Origin of the sequence: Anoxybacillus sp. MB8, from assembly GCF_011006755.1 — a bacterium.
Taxonomy (GTDB): Bacteria; Bacillota; Bacilli; order Bacillales; family Anoxybacillaceae; genus Anoxybacillus; species Anoxybacillus gonensis.
In genome coordinates, this window is sequence record NZ_RXXX01000004.1 from 84884 (window position 1) to 102029 (window position 17146).

19 protein-coding genes are annotated in these 17146 nt (G+C 42.8%); 7 read left to right on the forward strand and 12 right to left on the reverse strand.

Annotated elements, in window-relative coordinates:
- Positions 1-2: 2 nt before the first annotated feature.
- The 10 genes from hutU to EKC99_RS02895 form a co-directional block, all read right to left on the reverse strand.
- On the reverse strand, positions 3-1652 hold the full coding sequence (gene hutU / locus EKC99_RS02850) for a urocanate hydratase (protein WP_483296089.1): 1650 nt from the start codon (positions 1650-1652) through the stop codon (positions 3-5).
- Positions 1653-1666: 14 nt separating this feature from the next.
- Positions 1667-3190 carry a histidine ammonia-lyase gene (hutH, locus tag EKC99_RS02855; protein ID WP_163150397.1) on the reverse strand — a complete coding sequence of 508 codons (1524 nt, stop codon included), beginning with the start codon at positions 3188-3190 and terminating at the stop codon, positions 1667-1669.
- An 89-nt stretch (positions 3191-3279) separates the two neighbouring features.
- Positions 3280-3729 (reverse strand): histidine utilization transcription antiterminator HutP, encoded by a 450-nt coding sequence (gene hutP, locus EKC99_RS02860; protein WP_020424588.1) that lies wholly within the window; start codon positions 3727-3729, stop codon positions 3280-3282.
- Positions 3730-4064: 335 nt separating this feature from the next.
- A complete protein-coding gene (locus tag EKC99_RS02865) occupies positions 4065-4295 on the reverse strand; it encodes a thioredoxin family protein (RefSeq protein WP_009362706.1) in 231 nt (76 codons plus the stop codon).
- Positions 4296-4307: 12 nt separating this feature from the next.
- Positions 4308-5255 carry a permease gene (locus EKC99_RS02870; RefSeq protein ID WP_163150399.1) on the reverse strand — a complete coding sequence of 316 codons (948 nt, stop codon included), beginning with the start codon at positions 5253-5255 and terminating at the stop codon, positions 4308-4310.
- Positions 5248-5607, reverse strand: coding sequence for an ArsR/SmtB family transcription factor (locus EKC99_RS02875; RefSeq protein WP_163150401.1), 360 nt, complete (start codon positions 5605-5607; stop codon positions 5248-5250). Before EKC99_RS02875 ends, EKC99_RS02870 begins: the two co-directional genes overlap by 8 nt.
- Before the next feature lie 238 nt (positions 5608-5845).
- Complete coding sequence (locus EKC99_RS02880) at positions 5846-6235, reverse strand: GtrA family protein (RefSeq protein ID WP_205597785.1); 390 nt, start codon at positions 6233-6235, stop codon at positions 5846-5848.
- Positions 6225-7187 carry a glycosyltransferase family 2 protein gene (locus EKC99_RS02885; protein ID WP_163150405.1) on the reverse strand — a complete coding sequence of 321 codons (963 nt, stop codon included), beginning with the start codon at positions 7185-7187 and terminating at the stop codon, positions 6225-6227. Before EKC99_RS02885 ends, EKC99_RS02880 begins: the two co-directional genes overlap by 11 nt.
- Before the next feature lie 12 nt (positions 7188-7199).
- Positions 7200-7799, reverse strand: a complete 600-nt coding sequence (locus tag EKC99_RS02890; RefSeq protein WP_240468788.1) for a mannosyltransferase YkcB-related protein — start codon at positions 7797-7799, stop codon at positions 7200-7202.
- A complete protein-coding gene (locus EKC99_RS02895; RefSeq protein ID WP_163150407.1) occupies positions 7781-8104 on the reverse strand; it encodes a YnfA family protein in 324 nt (107 codons plus the stop codon). The genes EKC99_RS02890 and EKC99_RS02895 overlap by 19 nt, the downstream gene beginning before the upstream one ends.
- A gap of 388 nt (positions 8105-8492) precedes the next feature.
- Between EKC99_RS02895 and EKC99_RS02900 the strand changes: the two genes are divergently transcribed.
- The 6 genes from EKC99_RS02900 to EKC99_RS02925 all read left to right on the forward strand — a co-directional run bounded on the left by EKC99_RS02900 (position 8493) and on the right by EKC99_RS02925 (position 13696).
- Positions 8493-9221 (forward strand): amino acid ABC transporter ATP-binding protein, encoded by a 729-nt coding sequence (locus EKC99_RS02900; protein WP_163150409.1) that lies wholly within the window; start codon positions 8493-8495, stop codon positions 9219-9221.
- Between the two features lie 19 nt (positions 9222-9240).
- A complete protein-coding gene (locus tag EKC99_RS02905; protein WP_163150411.1) occupies positions 9241-10095 on the forward strand; it encodes a glutamate ABC transporter substrate-binding protein in 855 nt (284 codons plus the stop codon).
- A 64-nt stretch (positions 10096-10159) separates the two neighbouring features.
- Complete coding sequence (locus EKC99_RS02910; RefSeq protein WP_019418239.1) at positions 10160-10813, forward strand: amino acid ABC transporter permease; 654 nt, start codon at positions 10160-10162, stop codon at positions 10811-10813.
- Positions 10814-10827: 14 nt separating this feature from the next.
- On the forward strand, positions 10828-11478 hold the full coding sequence (locus EKC99_RS02915) for an amino acid ABC transporter permease (protein ID WP_021095745.1): 651 nt from the start codon (positions 10828-10830) through the stop codon (positions 11476-11478).
- Between the two features lie 67 nt (positions 11479-11545).
- Positions 11546-12796: a sensor histidine kinase gene (locus EKC99_RS02920; RefSeq protein WP_163150413.1), complete on the forward strand. Its 1251-nt coding sequence runs from the start codon at positions 11546-11548 to the stop codon at positions 12794-12796.
- A gap of 12 nt (positions 12797-12808) precedes the next feature.
- A complete protein-coding gene (locus EKC99_RS02925) occupies positions 12809-13696 on the forward strand; it encodes a response regulator (RefSeq protein WP_163150415.1) in 888 nt (295 codons plus the stop codon).
- A 38-nt stretch (positions 13697-13734) separates the two neighbouring features.
- Here EKC99_RS02925 and EKC99_RS02930 read toward each other — a convergent pair whose 3' ends face one another.
- Positions 13735-15438, reverse strand: coding sequence for a two-component system sensor histidine kinase NtrB (locus EKC99_RS02930; protein ID WP_163150417.1), 1704 nt, complete (start codon positions 15436-15438; stop codon positions 13735-13737).
- Between the two features lie 142 nt (positions 15439-15580).
- Between EKC99_RS02930 and EKC99_RS02935 the strand changes: the two genes are divergently transcribed.
- Positions 15581-15973, forward strand: coding sequence for a permease (locus tag EKC99_RS02935; RefSeq protein WP_163150419.1), 393 nt, complete (start codon positions 15581-15583; stop codon positions 15971-15973).
- Between the two features lie 26 nt (positions 15974-15999).
- On the opposite strand, the gene EKC99_RS02940 is transcribed toward EKC99_RS02935, so the two are convergent.
- Positions 16000-17145, reverse strand: a complete 1146-nt coding sequence (locus tag EKC99_RS02940; protein WP_163150421.1) for a mannitol-1-phosphate 5-dehydrogenase — start codon at positions 17143-17145, stop codon at positions 16000-16002.
- Between the last annotated feature and the right edge of the window lies 1 nt (position 17146).

Consider the following 17146-nt stretch of genomic DNA (forward strand, 5'->3'; position numbering starts at 1 on the left):
ATTTACCCCCTTAGCATCGGGATATGAACGTTCATTTCTTTCGCTACTTCAATTGCTCGTTCATAGCCCGCATCTGCATGGCGAATAATGCCCATGCCAGGGTCGGTCGTTAGCACCCGCTCGAGCCGTTCCTTCGCTAAATCTGTTCCATCGGCAACGACAACCATCCCCGCATGCAACGAATAGCCCATACCAACGCCACCGCCATGATGGAACGAAATCCAAGAGCCTCCAGCCGCAGTGTTAATGAGGGCATTGAGCACCGCCCAGTCCCCGACAGCATCGCTTCCGTCTCTCATCGCTTCTGTTTCGCGGTTTGGAGAAGCAACCGAACCGCAATCTAAATGGTCGCGCCCGATGACAATCGGCGCTTTTACTTCGCCTTTGCGTACTAATTCGTTCATCGCTAGCCCCATTTTCACCCGCTCGCCATAACCGAGCCAGCAAATGCGCGCAGGAAGCCCTTGAAACGCTACTTTCTTTTGTGCCATATCAATCCAGCGCAAGAGCGCCTCGTTTTCTGGGAACAGTTCTTTAATTAGTTCATCTGTGCGATAAATATCTTCTGGATCGCCGGATAGCGCTGCCCACCGGAACGGTCCTTTTCCTTCACAAAATAGCGGACGGATATACGCAGGAACAAACCCCGGAAACGCAAAGGCGTTTTCGACTCCTTCGTCTTTAGCGACTTGGCGAATATTGTTGCCGTAATCAAAAACGATCGCACCGCGTTTTTGGAACTGTAACATAGCTTCTACATGTTTTGCCATGCTTTGTTTTGAACGCTGGACGTATTGTTCTGGATTGCTTTTTCTCCATTCAGCTGCTTCTTCTAACGATAACCCTTCTGGTACATAGCCGTTTAATGGATCGTGGGCAGACGTTTGGTCGGTCACGATGTCGATATGCACACCGCGTTGTAACAACTCATGGTGCACTTCGGCGGCGTTGCCAACAAGCCCGATCGATAATGCCTCCCCTTTTTCTTTCGCTTCCTGCGCCCAACGAAGCGCTTCATCGAGCGAATACGTCATCCGGTCGCAATATTTCGTATCTATTCGCTTTTGAATTCGGTTTGGATCGATTTCTACTGCAATGACGACACCTTCATTCATCGTTACCGCCAGCGGCTGTGCCCCGCCCATGCCGCCTAATCCAGCAGTAAGCGTAATCGTTCCTTTTAACGTGCCGCCAAAATGTTGCTTGGCTACCGCAGCAAATGTTTCGTACGTTCCTTGTAAAATGCCTTGAGTGCCGATATAAATCCAGCTTCCCGCTGTCATTTGACCATACATGATTAACCCTTTTCGGTCGAGCTCATGAAAGTGCTCCCACGTCGCCCATTTCGGTACAAGAACAGAGTTTGACAAAAGTACGCGTGGTGCCCGTTCATGCGTTTTAAACACGCCGACCGGCTTTCCAGATTGAATCAATAACGTTTCATCGTTTTCGAGCGTACGCAACGTGCGGACAATCGCATCGAATGCTTCCCAATTTCGCGCCGCTTTCCCAATGCCACCATAGACAATTAACTCTTCCGGTTTTTCCGCTACTTCTGGATCTAAATTGTTGTATAACATGCGTAACACCGCTTCTTGTTCCCAGCCTTTACATTCGAGTTCTAATCCTTTTTTCGCTTGAATATGTCTCATTCTCATATCCCCTTTCATCTATTGGTTACCGTTTCTATCGTTTGTAGAAAAAAATCCCCTTTCACATCCTTCAGCCATTTTGCCGCTGTCTCAATATCTTTTGCGAAGACGCGGTCTTTTGTAATGGACGGAATGATTTTCCGCGCTGCTTCATAAAACGCGCGCGTCTTTGGTGCCATTTGTTCCACTCCACGATATTCGACGGCCTGCAACGCACAAATGAGTTCAATCGCCAAGACGCGCCGCGCATTTTGAATGATCGCATATGCATGGCGAGAGGCGATCGTGCCCATGCTGACATGGTCTTCTTGATTGGCGGATGACGGAATCGAGTCAACACTTGCAGGGTGTGCTATCGTTTTATTTTCCGATACAAGTGACGCGGCCGCATACTGCATAATCATTGCCCCTGATTGTAGCCCAGGTGCTGGACTCAAAAACGGCGGCAAATCGTTTAGTTGCGGATTGACAAGCCGTTCAATGCGTCGCTCCGAAATGTTGGCCAGTTCTGCCACAGCAATTTTCATAAAGTCCATCGCTAAAGCAATCGGTTGTCCGTGGAAATTCCCGCCAGAAATAACGGCTGCACCGTGATCGAAAATAAGCGGGTTATCAGTGGCGGCGTTTATCTCAATTTCTAGTTTTTCTTTTACATAGTCGAGCGCTTGCCAAGAAGCCCCATGCACTTGCGGGATACAACGAAGCGAGTAAGCGTCTTGGACACGCAATTCGCCTTGTGTCGTCGTCAGTTTACTTCCTGCTAAATACGAACGGATGCGTTTGGCTACTTCCGTTTGTTGGCGGTAGCCGCGCACAAGGTGCACGCGCTCATCAAATGCATCGATAATGCCGCGCAAGCCTTCCATCGTTAACGCCGCAATTAACTCACTTTCATAAGCGAGCTGCTCTGCTTCCAAATAACCGACGACCCCCATTGCCGTCATCGCTTGTGTACCGTTAATAAGCGCTAATCCTTCTTTTGCTTTTAATGAAAGAGGAGCAATACCCGCTTGTGTCAACGCAGCGAGCGCAGGCATACGGCGCCCGCGGTAAAACACTTCTCCTTCACCAAGCAATGCAAGCGCTAAATGCGATAGCGGCGCTAAGTCACCGCTCGCTCCGAGAGAGCCTTGCTGCGGAACGACTGGATGAATATGCGCATTTAATAAATCAAGCAACCGTTGAATGACGACCGGACGAACGCCGGAATAGCCTTTTAAGAGCGCGTTGGCCCGCAATAAAAGCATCGCACGCGAAACGATTTCTGGAAACGGCTCACCTACCCCACAAGCATGTGAATGAATTAAATTCCACTGCAACTCCTCTACATCGTCTGCTTCAATAAACACGTCACTAAACTTTCCAAAGCCTGTCGTAATCCCGTATACAATTCGTTTGTTAGCAACGATTTCTTCGACCGCCTGTCGGCTTTTTTTGACTGCATCTATACTGTCTTTCGATGCAATAACGGCTTCATTTTGATATAACACCCGTTTAACCTGCTCTAACGTTAACGTGTGTCCTGTTAAAATGACCACGTTCACACCCCATTCCTTTAATGAAATAAAGAAGGAGGCTACACCACCATTTGGTGGAATAGCCTCCTTCTAAACTAAAGACCTATAGGCTACATATGATTAATTCCTAATCCGATTGTTTCGTGCTCTAACCCACGAATCGGCGCCCCGATTGTTCCGTATAACGCCACAGCAATCCATTCGCCTTCTGCTTCGTTTTCATATGGCATTCCGCGTACAACCGCAAAGCGAAGACCGACCGTTCGCATGAAATCACCTAATTCTACTTGGCCTCTTGTAACCCCTTGCATCGCTTCGACAACGGCGTGATATAAAGCATGCATTTCACGGTACAACTCTCCGTTCACGACACCGTTTCGTTTAGCTGCTGTTTCGATGGCGGCTACAATTTTTTGCAGTTCCATGGCTCCAACTTTTCCTTTGCAACAACGCCACTGCAATGTAGCTAAGTGCTCAAGCAGCGCTTGCTCCTCTTCTTCTTCCATCAAAGCGAGCAATATCGCATTGCGGCCAATTCTTCCTCCTGTCTTTTTTAGCAACGTATATCAACACCTATTTTTTAAATTTTCTAAAAAACTAATGATCTATCATCATTGTAAAGGTCCTTTCGCGAACTGTCAATTGTTTTTTTACCACTTTTTAACAAATTAATATAGTGCCTTATTACTAAACTAAAGTTTAACTTCGCGATCTCAATAACATGACACCGGACAACTATTAAGCAAATCATCTATATCTGGTGTTTTTTTATCTCCCCGCCATCCCTAAAATATAAAACGCCCTTCATATTTTTTGTTGCGGATCATTGAATTTTCAAACCGCTTGTCGATTATCATAATTTTGCAAAAAAAATAAAGAGGCGTTTCACGCCCCTTTATTTCAATACCCCCATCAATTCATCGACAGATAATAGCTTTCCTGTTGATACAACTTTCTCATTTACGACAAGCGCTGGCGTGCTCATCACTCCATAGCTCATAATCTTTCCGATATCCTCCACCTTCTCTACTTGCGCATCGATTTGAAGTTGCGCAATGGCCATTCGAACGTTTTGTTCGAGCTCTTTGCATTTTTTACATCCTGTTCCTAACACTTTAATCACCATTTTCTCATCCTCCTACAATATCGCATTAAATATATAGCCAATGGCGATAATGCCAATGGTTGCAATAAGGACAAACATACCAATGAGCTGCGGTTTCATCACTTTGCGAAGCAACACCATCTCTGGGAACGATAGTGCTGTCATCGCCATCATAAAGGAAAGTGCCGTTCCCGGTGCCACTCCTTTCCCCATTAACGCTTCAATCATCGGAAGTGACCCGACTGCATTCGAATATAATGGTACTCCAAGAATGACCGCCACTGGAACAGCGAATATACTTTTTTCTCCAGCATAACGAACGAGTAAATCTTCAGGAACATATCCGTGAATCCACGCCCCAATTCCAATACCAATAAGCAAAAATACCCATATTTTTTTTACAGTATCAATGACATTTGTTTTTGCATAAGCGAATCGCTCACGCATCGTCATTTCTTGGACAACAGATTCCCCTAATTGAATATTAAACACATATGGCTCGACATATTTCTCTAATTTTAGCTTTCCAATCACCCATCCAGCGATAATGGCTAATAATACGCCAAACAAGACGTACAGCACCGCAATTTTCCATCCGAAAATCGAAAACAACATAACAAGTGAGACTTCATTGACAATCGGTGATGAAATTAAAAAGGTAAACGTCACCCCAAGCGGAATGCCTGCCTCGACAAATCCGATAAAAAGAGGAACGGTTGAACACGAACAAAATGGCGACAAGACACCAAGCAGAGCTGCTAGTACGCTCGCAACTCCTTTTTTCTTCCCGCTAATCCATCGCTTTACTTTTTCAGGCGGAAAATAGCTGCGTACAAACGAAATGGCAAACACCATAACAGACAATAAAAAAAGAATTTTTAACGTATCATAAATAAAAAAATGGAGCGCTCCTCTAAACTTTGAAGTGATAGACAGTCCGAATACATCTTCAACTAACCAATCCGCAAACATGTTAAACATGAATATCTCTTCTTTCTTCCATAAGTGGCATGACCACTTCTTGATTTAGTTGATAAATTGTAAATTTTCCTTGTTTATATACATGTACTACTTTTCCTCGCTCAAGCAATTTCAAATGATGCGTAACAGTCGATGGAGGTAGCTGCAAGGCAGCTGTAATCTCACACATACATAAATCGCTGTGCATTAACATACCAACAATGCGCAAACGTGTTTCATCTCCAAGTGCTTTAAACAATTGAGCGCGATGTTGTATGAGCTGATCATCTTGAAGAAAAGGAAACGTTTGCTTCGCTTTTTCAATCACAACGTTTAGTTCTTGCTCATTTTTTAGTTGCCAATGATTTTTCATCCGTCATTCACTCCTCTCACTTTTATAATAAAACTATTTTTCTAGTTTTGTAGTTATAAATAATGAACATTTGTTGAACATCATTTTTAAATTTCCCCAGTCGTTTTTCGTAGTCTTTAAATGTCTGTTTACTCATAAAAACCCATGGTGCTACGAGCACCATGGGTTTTGCCATTAAACCGCTTCATCTACTTCTTTAAGCGTTGTTGATAGACATTGATGTGCGGGATGGACATGATTACCTTCTCTCTCTTTCAAATACCCAAAAACGACTTCCCACAAAATTAACTGCCATGCCTGCAACCGTCGCCACGGCTTTACTGCTAAATAGCTGCATTCCTGCTAATTTATGCAGCAAATAAAGCAAAACGATTGTCGTGCTTAACGATACAAGGTTGATGAAAATAAACTGAAGAAACTCTTGAACAGATGCTTTTTTTCGTACTTGAAACGTCCATGTGCGGTTCCAAACATAGCTATTCATCATACCTGCGCTATAAGAACATACTTGGGAAAAAACATATGGAACTCCTATCGAAGCAAGAAAGAAAAATACTACGAAGTCGACGAGTGTATTTCCTATCCCAACAACGGCAAAGCGAACAAGCATCATTTTTTCATTCCACATAATATGGTACCTTTTCATTTCCGCGTCTGATTCCCCAGCTTTCTTTTAAAATATAGAGCGGGCGATGCTTCACTTCATCGTAAATGCGACCGATATATTCTCCGATTACGCCAAGCATTATAAGGACAACACCGTTGAAAAAAAGAACCGTCATCACGAGCGATGACCAGCCCGTGACGGTAGAATGGGTAAACAATTTTAAATACAAGACAGCTATCATCCAAACGACACTAACAAACGAAAACAAAAACCCTAACAAACTGGCAAGCTTTAGCGGTTTGTATGAAAAAGACGTAATGCCGTCAAGCGAAAAGCGAATCATTTTTTTTAGCGGGTATTTCGTTTCCCCCGCAAACCGCTCGTCGCGTTCATATTCAATCGCCGTTTGTTTAAAGCCAACCCAGCTCACGAGCCCGCGCACGAACCGGCTCCGCTCTCTCATTTCTACTAACTCGTCGCGCACTTTTCGGTCGATTAAACGGAAATCGCCCGTATCAAGCGGAATATCAAATTCCGTCGCTGCCTGTAATAACCGGTAAAAGGCGTAGGCAGTTGCTTTTTTAAAAAACGTTTCTCCTTTTCGTTTCGTTCGCTTTGCATAGACGACATCGTACCCTTCTTTCCACTTTCCAATCATTTCTAAAATTAACTCTGGCGGGTCTTGCAAGTCCGCATCAATAATGACAATCGCTTCCCCAGAAGCATAATCCATCCCTGCTGTAATTGCAATTTGATGCCCGAAATTGCGGGAAAAATCCAAATATTTCACTGTATCGTCTCTAACCGCAAGCTCTTTTAACATATCAAGCGTTTCATCTTTACTACCATCGTTGACAAATAATAGCTCATACACTCCGTCCGTTTGTTCCATTACTCTTTTTAATCGCTTATACGTTTCACGAATCACAAGCGCTTCATTATAGACAGGAATCACGACCGAATATTTCACCACGTTTCTCTCCTCCTATCCTTCATATTTATACAGCTTTTCTGCACCGTCTCTCCCAAACGACTGTTGTGTATCGCTGGATTGTTTCCATTCGGATTGCGGTATTTCTTTGCAGTGTGTTTGAATCCACTCGACGATGTCATTATTGCTTTGACCGCCGCCGAATCCAGAAAGAAGGAAATATTTCACTTCCCCATTTTTCACTAAGTTCTCTAGCTTTTTAGCCGTCAATGCTGGATCGTTTCCAGAGAATCCACCCATTGCCATGACCGCTTTATCGGTTTTTAACATGATTTGTGCCGCTTCTGTCGCACGGAACATCGCTACTAAATAAGTTTCTCCATCATAGTTCTTTTCTAAATATTGAATGAGCTTCTCATTTGCTTCATTTCTTTCCACACTCCCCATCATCCGCCCATCTTGTCGGCCATCGAAGGTTGTTTGCGGACCTGCTGCTGGAATCATGCTATTGCCGCCGTATAATATAGGCGTGAGCGCCCAATAAAACGGCATGAGAAGAAGTCCAAATAAACTAGCTACTTTTACAATGAAAATTAAGTGAAAATAAAAAAGAGCCAGTAAACCATTTGGCTCTTTTAGTTCCTCGGCCCCCATAAGATAATCAGCACACCAAGCAAGCATACGGCCGAGCCGATCCAGTCGTAGAGATCAGGGGTTTGTCGATCAATCCCCCACCCCCATAAAACAGATAAAACGACAAACACGCCACCGTATGCCGCATAAACCCGCCCAAATGACGGAAACTGCTGCAACGTCGGAATGATGCCGTAAACGATCAAAATCACTCCCCCAACTAATCCGTACCAAACAGGCTTGGATTCACGCAACGAAAGCCAGATTAAATAACCGCCGCCAATTTCCGCAAGCCCTGCTAAAATGAATAACATCACTGCCATCATCGAACCAAATCCCCCTATTTCCCACGAAGTTCCAAACAGTCTTTCACTAGGCGATGGGTTGCTTCAAAAAAACAGCTATCGACTGTATTGCCTTTCACCATGTCTCCATCGATGAGTACAAACAATCGTTTTTCATTTCCCTAAACAACCTTTTCGTTTCGCTATTTTTATACGTCCGCTGCAAAAATGTATATAATTTTTTGTTGTTATGGTGCAATCCTCTCTTCGTGATGATAAAAATTATCATTTTCATATTATCATAAAAAATTACCCCCACGAAAAAATTTTTTTGCTGTTTTCTTGTTGTTTTTTGTAGATTTCCGTAGGTTTATTTTACATTTAATTCAGAAAAGAAAAAATAGTCGAAAAATAGGAAGGAGGGGACATATTGATCTATTTTCATCAAGTGAATAAACATTACGGAGACTTTCACGTCTTAAAAGATATTCATCTCACTATCCAACAAGGCGAAGTCGTCGTGATTATCGGGCCGTCCGGTTCTGGAAAAAGTACGTTAGTCCGCTGCATTAACCGCCTAGAAACAATTACAAGCGGCGAACTGATTGTCGATGGCGTGAAAGTAAACGATAAAAACACTGATATTAACAAACTGCGCCGCAACATCGGCATGGTTTTTCAACATTTTAACTTATATCCACACAAAACCGTCTTGCAAAATATTACATTGGCACCGATGAAAGTGCTCGGCGTGCCAGAACAAGAAGCAAAAGAAACAGCCATGTACTATCTAGAAAAAGTCGGTATTCCCGATAAGGCGAACGCCTACCCAACAGCGCTTTCCGGAGGCCAACAGCAGCGCGTCGCTATCGCTAGAGGACTAGCGATGAAACCGAAAATTATGCTGTTTGACGAACCGACTTCCGCGCTTGACCCAGAAACGATTGGCGAGGTGCTCGATGTCATGAAAACGCTGGCAAGAGAAGGAATGACGATGGTTGTCGTCACCCACGAAATGGGATTTGCTCGGGAAGTCGCTGATCGCATCGTCTTTATGGACCAAGGGAGAATTTTGGAAGAAGCACCACCAGAACAGTTTTTTGCCAATCCGCGCGAAGAACGGGCGCGCCTGTTTCTCAGCCGGATTTTAAATCATTAATACAAGGGGGAAATTTTTCATGTTCAAAACCGTTTGGAAAAAAATGATTGGGCTTGGGCTTGTCGCCATGCTTAGCGCCACTGCCTTAGTCGGCTGCAGCAGCGAAACAACAACAGAGCACAAAAATAGCAACAAAACAGAGGAAAAAGCAGCAGAAACCACGTTAGACAAAATTAAAGAACGTGGAAAATTAGTCGTCGGCGTCAAATACGACCTCAACCTTTTCGGCTTAAAAAATCCGCAAACGGGCGAAGTAGAAGGCTTTGACATTGATATTGCGAAAGGATTAGCGAAAAAAATTCTCGGCGATGAAAACAAAATTGAGCTAAAAGAAGTAACATCCAAAACGCGCATTCCAATGCTAAACAACGGCGAAATTGATGCGATTATCGCGACAATGACGATCACCGAAGAGCGGAAAAAAGAAGTTGACTTCTCCGACGTCTATTTCATGGCGGGCCAATCGCTACTCGTCAAAAAAGACAGCAACATTAACGGGATTGCTGATGTGAACAAAAAAGGCGTGACGGTATTAACAGCAAAAGGCTCTACTTCCGCACAAAACATTCGGGCAAAAGCGCCAGAAGCAACCGTGCTAGAATTTGAAAACTACGCCGAAGCATTTACCGCGCTAAAAGCAGGACAAGGCGATGCGCTCACGACAGACAATGCGTTGTTGTTCGGAATGGCAAAACAAGATCCAAACTTCCGCGTCGTCGATGAAACGTTCTCGGAAGAACCGTATGGAATTGCGGTTCGCAAAGGCGATAAAGAATTATTAGACGTCATTAACGAATACTTAAAAGAAATTAAAGCAAACGGCGAATACGATAAAATTTACGAAAAATGGATTGGCGAAAAGCCAAAACAATAACGAAAAGACGATGAGCGGAAATATATCCGCTCATCTCTTGTTCATTTGGAAAGGAGGCTACAAGGTGCTCGACTATTCGATTCTTATCGAACATTGGGATATGTATATGCAAGGATTTGCCAATACATTAAAGGCGAGTGTCCTTGCGTTAATCGGCAGTTTAGCGATCGGAACGGTAATGGCCGTTTTTCGCATCGCGCCCATTCGCCCATTAAACTGGATTGGCGCTGCCTATGTCGAATTTATTCGCAACATCCCGCTCATTTTAATCGTTTTCGTCTTTTTTGTCGGGTTGCCTGCAATCGGCATTCGCTTTGATTCATTCACTGCCGGCACGTTAGGGTTAACTGTTTACACGGCGGCGTTTATTGCCGAAGTCATCCGCGCGGGCATTCTTGCCGTTCCGAAAGGACAAATGGAAGCTGCGCGCTCATCGGGACTGACGTATTTACAGGCGATGTGGCATGTGATTTTGCCACAAGCAGTAAAAATCGTCATCCCTCCAATGGGCAACCAATTTATTAACCTCGTTAAAAACTCATCGGTTCTCGGGGTCATCGCTGGGCTTGATTTGATGTATTTCGGTGACTTAATTTCGTCAGAGACGTTTGTCACATTTGATGTGTATATTTTCGTTGCCTTATTTTATTTACTTTTAACAATTCCATTAAGTTTAGGCGTTGGCGCATTAGAACGCCGCCTAGCAAAAAGTCGATAAAGGTGGAGTGAGAAATGGATTTTGTCGGTGCCTATGCTCCTGCGCATTTGAAGTTTTTATTGGAAGGATTTGTTGTTACTCTTGAAGTTGCCTTTCTCTCCATTTTCTTTAGTTTTCTCATTGGTATTATCATCGGCGTGCTACGGTATAGCCGTATTCCTTTTCTTTCTCCAGTACTTGCGGTCGGGGTGGAGACGATTCGGAACTTGCCGCTGTTATTAATTATTTTCTTTACGTACTTTGCGCTCCCTGAAGTCGGATTCAAACTTGATAAGTTTTATGCTGCGATTTTAGCGCTCGTCATTTTCGAATCAGCGATGCTATCAGAAATTGTGCGGAGCGGGCTGAATTCGATTGAAAAAGGACAAATCGAAGCCGCACGGTCATCGGGACTCACCTATACACAAACGCTATGGCATATTGTTTTGCCGCAAGCGTTGCGCCGCATGGTTCCTCCGATTGTCGGGCAGTTTATTTCGCTTTTGAAAGATACGTCGCTCGCTGTCGTCATCGCCTTGCCGGAATTAATGAACCATGCCCAAATTATTAACGGCCAAAACGTCAACTACGTCATTCCTATTTTCCTATTAGTTGCCGTCATGTACTTTGTCGTCAACTACTCCCTTTCGCTCGTTTCACGAAGACTGGAGCATAAACATACGTAACAATGAATCTCCGTTTCCTGTATAATAGGAAATGGAGATTATTATTTCCAAGATAAAGGAGATATGTATGCGCGAACGGATACTACCAATCTTGCTTCTCATCATCGCTACTGCTTTTTTCGGAGAAATGAAAGTGAATCCGTTTGGAAGTTCGTTTCGGTTTTCGCTCGGAAGCGCCGTTTTCTTTTTCGGGCTTATTTGGTTTCGAACCGTGCCAGTGATATGGACAGGAGTGCTCACAGGTCTTTTTATTTCTCTATTTCGGACAAGCATCGACCTACTGATGAGCGACGAATCTTTTAGCGATCATTTTCTTTCTCATCTTCCGGCTGCGTGCTATTATCTCGCTTTTGCATTTTTTGTTCACCTATGCCGCATTCGCACTTATATGGAATTGCCTATTCATGTCGCGTTGCTCGGGGCAATCATTGATTTCGCCTCTAATATTATCGAACTGTTTGTCCGTCATCTAATGGGCGAAACGATTGCTGTCACGCATGAAACGATTTTTATGCTTCTTTTGTTCGGAATTTTGCGAAGTTTTTGTGTTGTTGGACTATACAACATTCTAATGATTCAACAAATGCAAACGTTAGGAGAAGCCAGACGGCAAGAGCTTGAACGGCTCGTGATGATGAACGCCAGCCTCTATGAAGAAGCGTTTTATTTGCGCAAAGCAATGAGCCATATGGAGGACATTACACGCAAAAGCTACGAGCTATACACAACGTTAATGGACGGGAAAAGGGTTGAACCGCGCACTGCGCTTTATATCGCGGAACATGTGCACGAAGTCAAAAAAGACTCCCAGCGCATTTTAGCTGGTCTGTCAGAATTAATGAACCAAGAACAGCGTGATTTGCGCTTGTCGATTGCTGAGCTTTGCGGTATGGTCATTCGCGCGAATCAAAAATACGCGGAATCGTTAAAAAAAGAAATTGCTTTTCAATTCACGTGCGATCTCGACTTATCGACTAGGCACGTCTACGCCCTTCTTTCTGTCTTAAATAATTTAGTCGCCAATGCGGTAGAGGCAATTCCCTTATCCGGGTGGATTCAGCTTCGCGCTGAACTTGATGGCGGCGACCTCGTCTTTACCGTCACTGATTCCGGTCCTGGAATACCGGAAGACGAGCGCGATTGGGTGTTTGAGCTTGGGTTTACAACCAAATATGATGAACACGGCAACCCATCCACTGGCATCGGGCTAACGCACGCGAAAGAAATTGTTCATAGTTTCAATGGAAACATACGATTAGCAACCGACGAAAATGGGCAAACGCAATTTCAAATACACATTCCTAGCAAACAATTATAAGGAGAGGATGCCATGCACTTTTTTCTAATTGAAGATGATGCGGTTGTAAGAAAAATGTTAGAGAAAATTATTCATGAAAGCGGACTTGGAGAAGTCGTGGGACAGGCTGAGGATGGGCTAGATGTATCGATCGATCAGCTATATGCTGTCGATGTCGTGCTTATCGATTTACTTATGCCAGGGCTTGATGGCATTCAAACGATGAAAAAGCTGCGGGCGCAAGGGTTTACCGGCCCATTTATCATGATTTCCCAAGTAGAAAATAAAGAAATGATTGGGCAAGCGTATCTTCACGGCATCGATACATATATCCATAAACCGATTAACCGTTACGAAGTCGTCTCGGTTTTAAAACGAGTCGCCCACTACCTTTCTGTCGCTTCATCGCTTGACTCCATCCGCCGCCTATTGCAAACGCTAGAAAAAACGAAACAACCACTCGCCACCCATGAAGCGACGACCGAACAAAAGGCACGGCAGCTTCTTCTCGTCTTAGGCATCGCTGGCGAAGCGGGGGCGGCCGATTTATTAGCTATTATGCGCTGGCTTTCGGAACAAGAACAACATGGGCGATCGATTCACGACTTGCCGCCATTGAAAGAACTATACGCCCAAATCGTGCGGCGTGTGTACAAAGAAGAGCAACTCGTACAAAAAGAAATACGCGCGATGGAACAGCGCATTCGCCGCATGGTATTACAAGCGTTTACACACTTATCGTCACTCGGGTTAGCCGATTACACCAATCCGACATTTGAGCATTTCGCCCCGCGCTTGTTTGATTTTGAAGAAATTCGCCTGCGCATGCAAGAGTTAGAAGCCGGAGAAAAAGCAACAAAATGCCGAATTAACGTAAAAAAATTTTTAACTGCCTTCTATATGGAAATAAAAAATATATAGCAAAGGTGCCCGTAACGGACACCTCTTCTTTACTCTTTCTAACGTCGAATGGGTAGCTTAATAACAAACGTCGTTCCTTGTTCCGAGCTGTCGTGAAGCGCAATCGTTCCGCCATGGTTTTCAATAATTCGTTTGACGATCGTTAATCCTAATCCGGTCCCTGATGACTTCGTTGTGATAAATGGTTCAAAAATCGTCTCCTGCATATGTGTCGGAATGCCGCTTCCAGAGTCGTACATGTACATGTTGTACGTTTCATCGACATCGGAATATATGCAAATCGTTCCGCCTTCTTCCATCGCTTCGATGCTGTTGTGAAGCAAATTGTATAACACTTGCATCATTTGTTTCGAATCAAGCTGTAACGGCACGTGATCAAGGCGCACGTGCACGCGTATACGTTTTGCCTCTAACGTTTGTTGAAAGAGAGAAAGAACATCTTGAACGATCGTTTCGATGTACGCCTCTTTCATCACTGGGGCACTCGGTTTGGCGATCAGAAGCATATCTTCAACAATGGCATTGATGCGATCAATTTCTTTTAATAAGAGGGGAATATGATATTGTTCGCGATCGCGTTCATGTAAATTTTCGTTCATAAACGCTAAAAAACCGTGAATAACCGCAAGCGGATTGCGAATTTCATGCGCTGCCTTTGCCGCCATTTCCCCCATTAACGCCAACTTTTCCGATTGATGTATTCGTCTAGAAATTTTCTCAGCTTCAGTAACATCGAGAAAGAAAATAATACGTCCAATTGGCTCTTTATGTGGAATAATTAAATCTGTTTTAGAGACCAAAAATTCCCTCTCTCCCTCATCTGAGTCGTATGATATTTTTACTTGTTGAAAAGAATCTTGAGATGTAAGTAGATTCCAAAACAAACTGTTTTCTTCCGATCCTTCTCTAATTTTCTCCTTTATTTTTCTTTGATCCAAGCATAGTAATAACATAGCTGATTTGTTAATAAAATAATCTGAACGAGTTTCATCCATTGTGATAATTCCAATCGGTAAAGAGTTAAGTAATTTTTCAATGTACGCCTTATCGTCTGCCAATCTCTCGTACAAATGAGAGTATTGCCTAAAAACTGCTGAAAGTAGCAGCATAATAAACATATATAAAAGCAAACCGAATATAGTATCAAAAACGAAAAGAATGGCCAAGATAAGTGAGGCTGTCAATTCTACCATATAAATATATATTAATTCTTTTATAGTATTTAACAAAATCAAACGAAACTCAGTAGATGAGCGCAATGAAAAATATATGGTCATAAGTAATACGTTTAAAACAAAAAAAGCAGCGAAGGAAGCGATATAGGCTCCAAAATAGTAAATAGAAACTTTCCCGACAACGCCCCCAAAAACGATATAAGCATAATAACTCCCACAAATCATCATTGTATAAACAGAAAAATTAAATACATGGTTAAACCATGACGTTTTTCGTGGATACCAAAAGTACATCACAAAACTACTTATTAAAAGTATGATTAAAGAAAAGTGCAACCCATGAGTAAAAAGCAAAGCAAGGTAAACAGAAGACTCTAACGTAAAAGCATTTCCATTTGGCGGCAAATAGATCGTATATCTACTAAGCAAAACGGCAGCCCCAGCAAACAACAATAACAAAAACCATTCGTTTTGTACGTTCACGTCTGAAAACGGCCATGTATATAAAAATAATGCACATCCAAGCAACGAGATGAGCGTCACATATATCGCAAATAATCGTTTCATTACATTCACCTATGACGTAAAATTGACTCTATTATTCTATTTTAAAACAAAACAATAAGCAACAAGACAATTTTCTTCATTTTTCTGTTCAGCCCAATTCACGGTACGATATAATAAAGAAAATAATCAAGGGGTGACAACGATGTTTAAACTTCCTAAAAGTCGATCAAAACAATGGTATGTGATTAGCATTTTTTTGTTTTTTCTCTTTCTTTGTACGCTGATCGTATCTCGTTTATTGCTTAACGTGGATATGGACTTTAAGCAACTCGTTGGTTTTGCGATCATATCCTTCATTTTATCATCCATCATCGGAATAGGTGGTTTTTTTGGTAAAACGACGTTCATTACTATCTCCTTTGCTTTTTTCCTCATAGGAATGAGCTATGTCTTGTTCATTTCCGTTACGAATTTGCACGATGGCTGGAGCGATATAACAAGCATCATTTCTTTTCTCACTATTTCATTGTTTGGCGTTGTTATCGGAGTGATTGCCGAAATCATTCGCACTCTTTTGAAAAAGAAGTCCAAGTAAAAAGAGCCATCTATAAAGATGGCCCCCTACATATAAAGCATTTGTTTTTTGATTTCTACCGCAAGTGGATGATCAGACGGGAGCTTCGCGTACGTTTCAAGTGCTCCTTCTACTCCGCTTTCTTTTATCGTTTGTTGAAGTTGTACTGCTTCTGCATCCCCTTCATAATCAAATAACAACAATGCTGCGATTCCTTTGGCTAAAGATGTAGGAACTTCTCCAAAGCATTCATAATATTTCATCGCTGGGCGAATGAGCCGATCGTTTGGTCCGAGTTTACGAATTGGCGAACGAGCTACTCGTGTTACTTCATCTGTCATGGAAGGATTGACAAATCGTTGAACAATTTTTTCAATATACGCTTGATGTTCAGCTTCATTCCAACCGTATTGATGAACAAGTACTCGCCCTGATTCACGTAAAGCGTTTGTCACATCCGATAAAATATCACCGTCTGCCATCGCTTGATGGATCGTCTCATATTTTTTACGATATCCTAAATAAGCAACGATCGCATGGCCAGTATTCACAGTAAACAATTTTCTTTCGATGTATGGTTGTAAATCATCAACAAAATGGGCTCCGATTATGTGTGGAATATCTCCAATCACTTCTTTCGTTTCAATGACCCATTCAAAAAACGGCTCAACGACAACGGTTAACGGATCGTCGTGACTTTGATTTGGGACGATACGATCGACTGCACAGTTTAAAAATGCACATTTATCTTTTAAAGATGTTTGTTCTTGTTCTGATAAATGTTCCCATACATATTTCTTTAAATGCTCACTACCACCAATCATGTTTTCACAAGCAATAACATGTACAGGCTGAGAACATACCGTTATTCTTTTTTGCAATCCTTCTGCAATTGTCTGTGAAATAAACGGTAACACATTTGGTCCAACAGCTGTTGTCACTAAGTCAGCACGCGCAATTTGATCGATAATTTCATTTCTTTGATGTTGACTATGCAATGCTGATACATGGCGAACAACTTGTGTTTCTGTCGTCTCTCCCGCGATGATCACTTCATATTGCCCTCTTTGTTGAAGCGCTTGTACAACTTTATCGTTTACATCAACAAACACAACATCGTACCCTGACTGAGATAATAAACTTCCGATAAATCCTCTTCCTATATTTCCTGCTCCAAAATGGACAGCTAACATA

Excerpts from the sequence above, each read along its gene's own strand:
- EKC99_RS02865 (WP_009362706.1), bottom strand. The coding sequence starts at position 4,295 with ATGGTGATTAAAGTGTTAGGAACAGGATGTAAAAAATGCAAAGAGCTC.
- EKC99_RS02925 (WP_163150415.1), top strand. The coding sequence starts at position 12,809 with ATGCACTTTTTTCTAATTGAAGATGATGCGGTTGTAAGAAAAATGTTA.
- EKC99_RS02895 (WP_163150407.1), bottom strand. The coding sequence starts at position 8,104 with ATGATGGCAGTGATGTTATTCATTTTAGCAGGGCTTGCGGAAATTGGC.
- EKC99_RS02905 (WP_163150411.1), top strand. The coding sequence starts at position 9,241 with ATGTTCAAAACCGTTTGGAAAAAAATGATTGGGCTTGGGCTTGTCGCC.
- EKC99_RS02915 (WP_021095745.1), top strand. The coding sequence starts at position 10,828 with ATGGATTTTGTCGGTGCCTATGCTCCTGCGCATTTGAAGTTTTTATTG.
- EKC99_RS02890 (WP_240468788.1), bottom strand. The coding sequence starts at position 7,799 with ATGGGGGCCGAGGAACTAAAAGAGCCAAATGGTTTACTGGCTCTTTTT.
- EKC99_RS02935 (WP_163150419.1), top strand. The coding sequence starts at position 15,581 with ATGTTTAAACTTCCTAAAAGTCGATCAAAACAATGGTATGTGATTAGC.
- EKC99_RS02870 (WP_163150399.1), bottom strand. The coding sequence starts at position 5,255 with ATGTTTAACATGTTTGCGGATTGGTTAGTTGAAGATGTATTCGGACTG.
- EKC99_RS02930 (WP_163150417.1), bottom strand. The coding sequence starts at position 15,438 with ATGAAACGATTATTTGCGATATATGTGACGCTCATCTCGTTGCTTGGA.
- EKC99_RS02940 (WP_163150421.1), bottom strand. The coding sequence starts at position 17,145 with ATGTTAGCTGTCCATTTTGGAGCAGGAAATATAGGAAGAGGATTTATC.
- EKC99_RS02880 (WP_205597785.1), bottom strand. The coding sequence starts at position 6,235 with ATGTGGAATGAAAAAATGATGCTTGTTCGCTTTGCCGTTGTTGGGATA.
- EKC99_RS02920 (WP_163150413.1), top strand. The coding sequence starts at position 11,546 with ATGCGCGAACGGATACTACCAATCTTGCTTCTCATCATCGCTACTGCT.
- EKC99_RS02875 (WP_163150401.1), bottom strand. The coding sequence starts at position 5,607 with ATGAAAAATCATTGGCAACTAAAAAATGAGCAAGAACTAAACGTTGTG.
- hutU (WP_483296089.1), bottom strand. The coding sequence starts at position 1,652 with ATGAGACATATTCAAGCGAAAAAAGGATTAGAACTCGAATGTAAAGGC.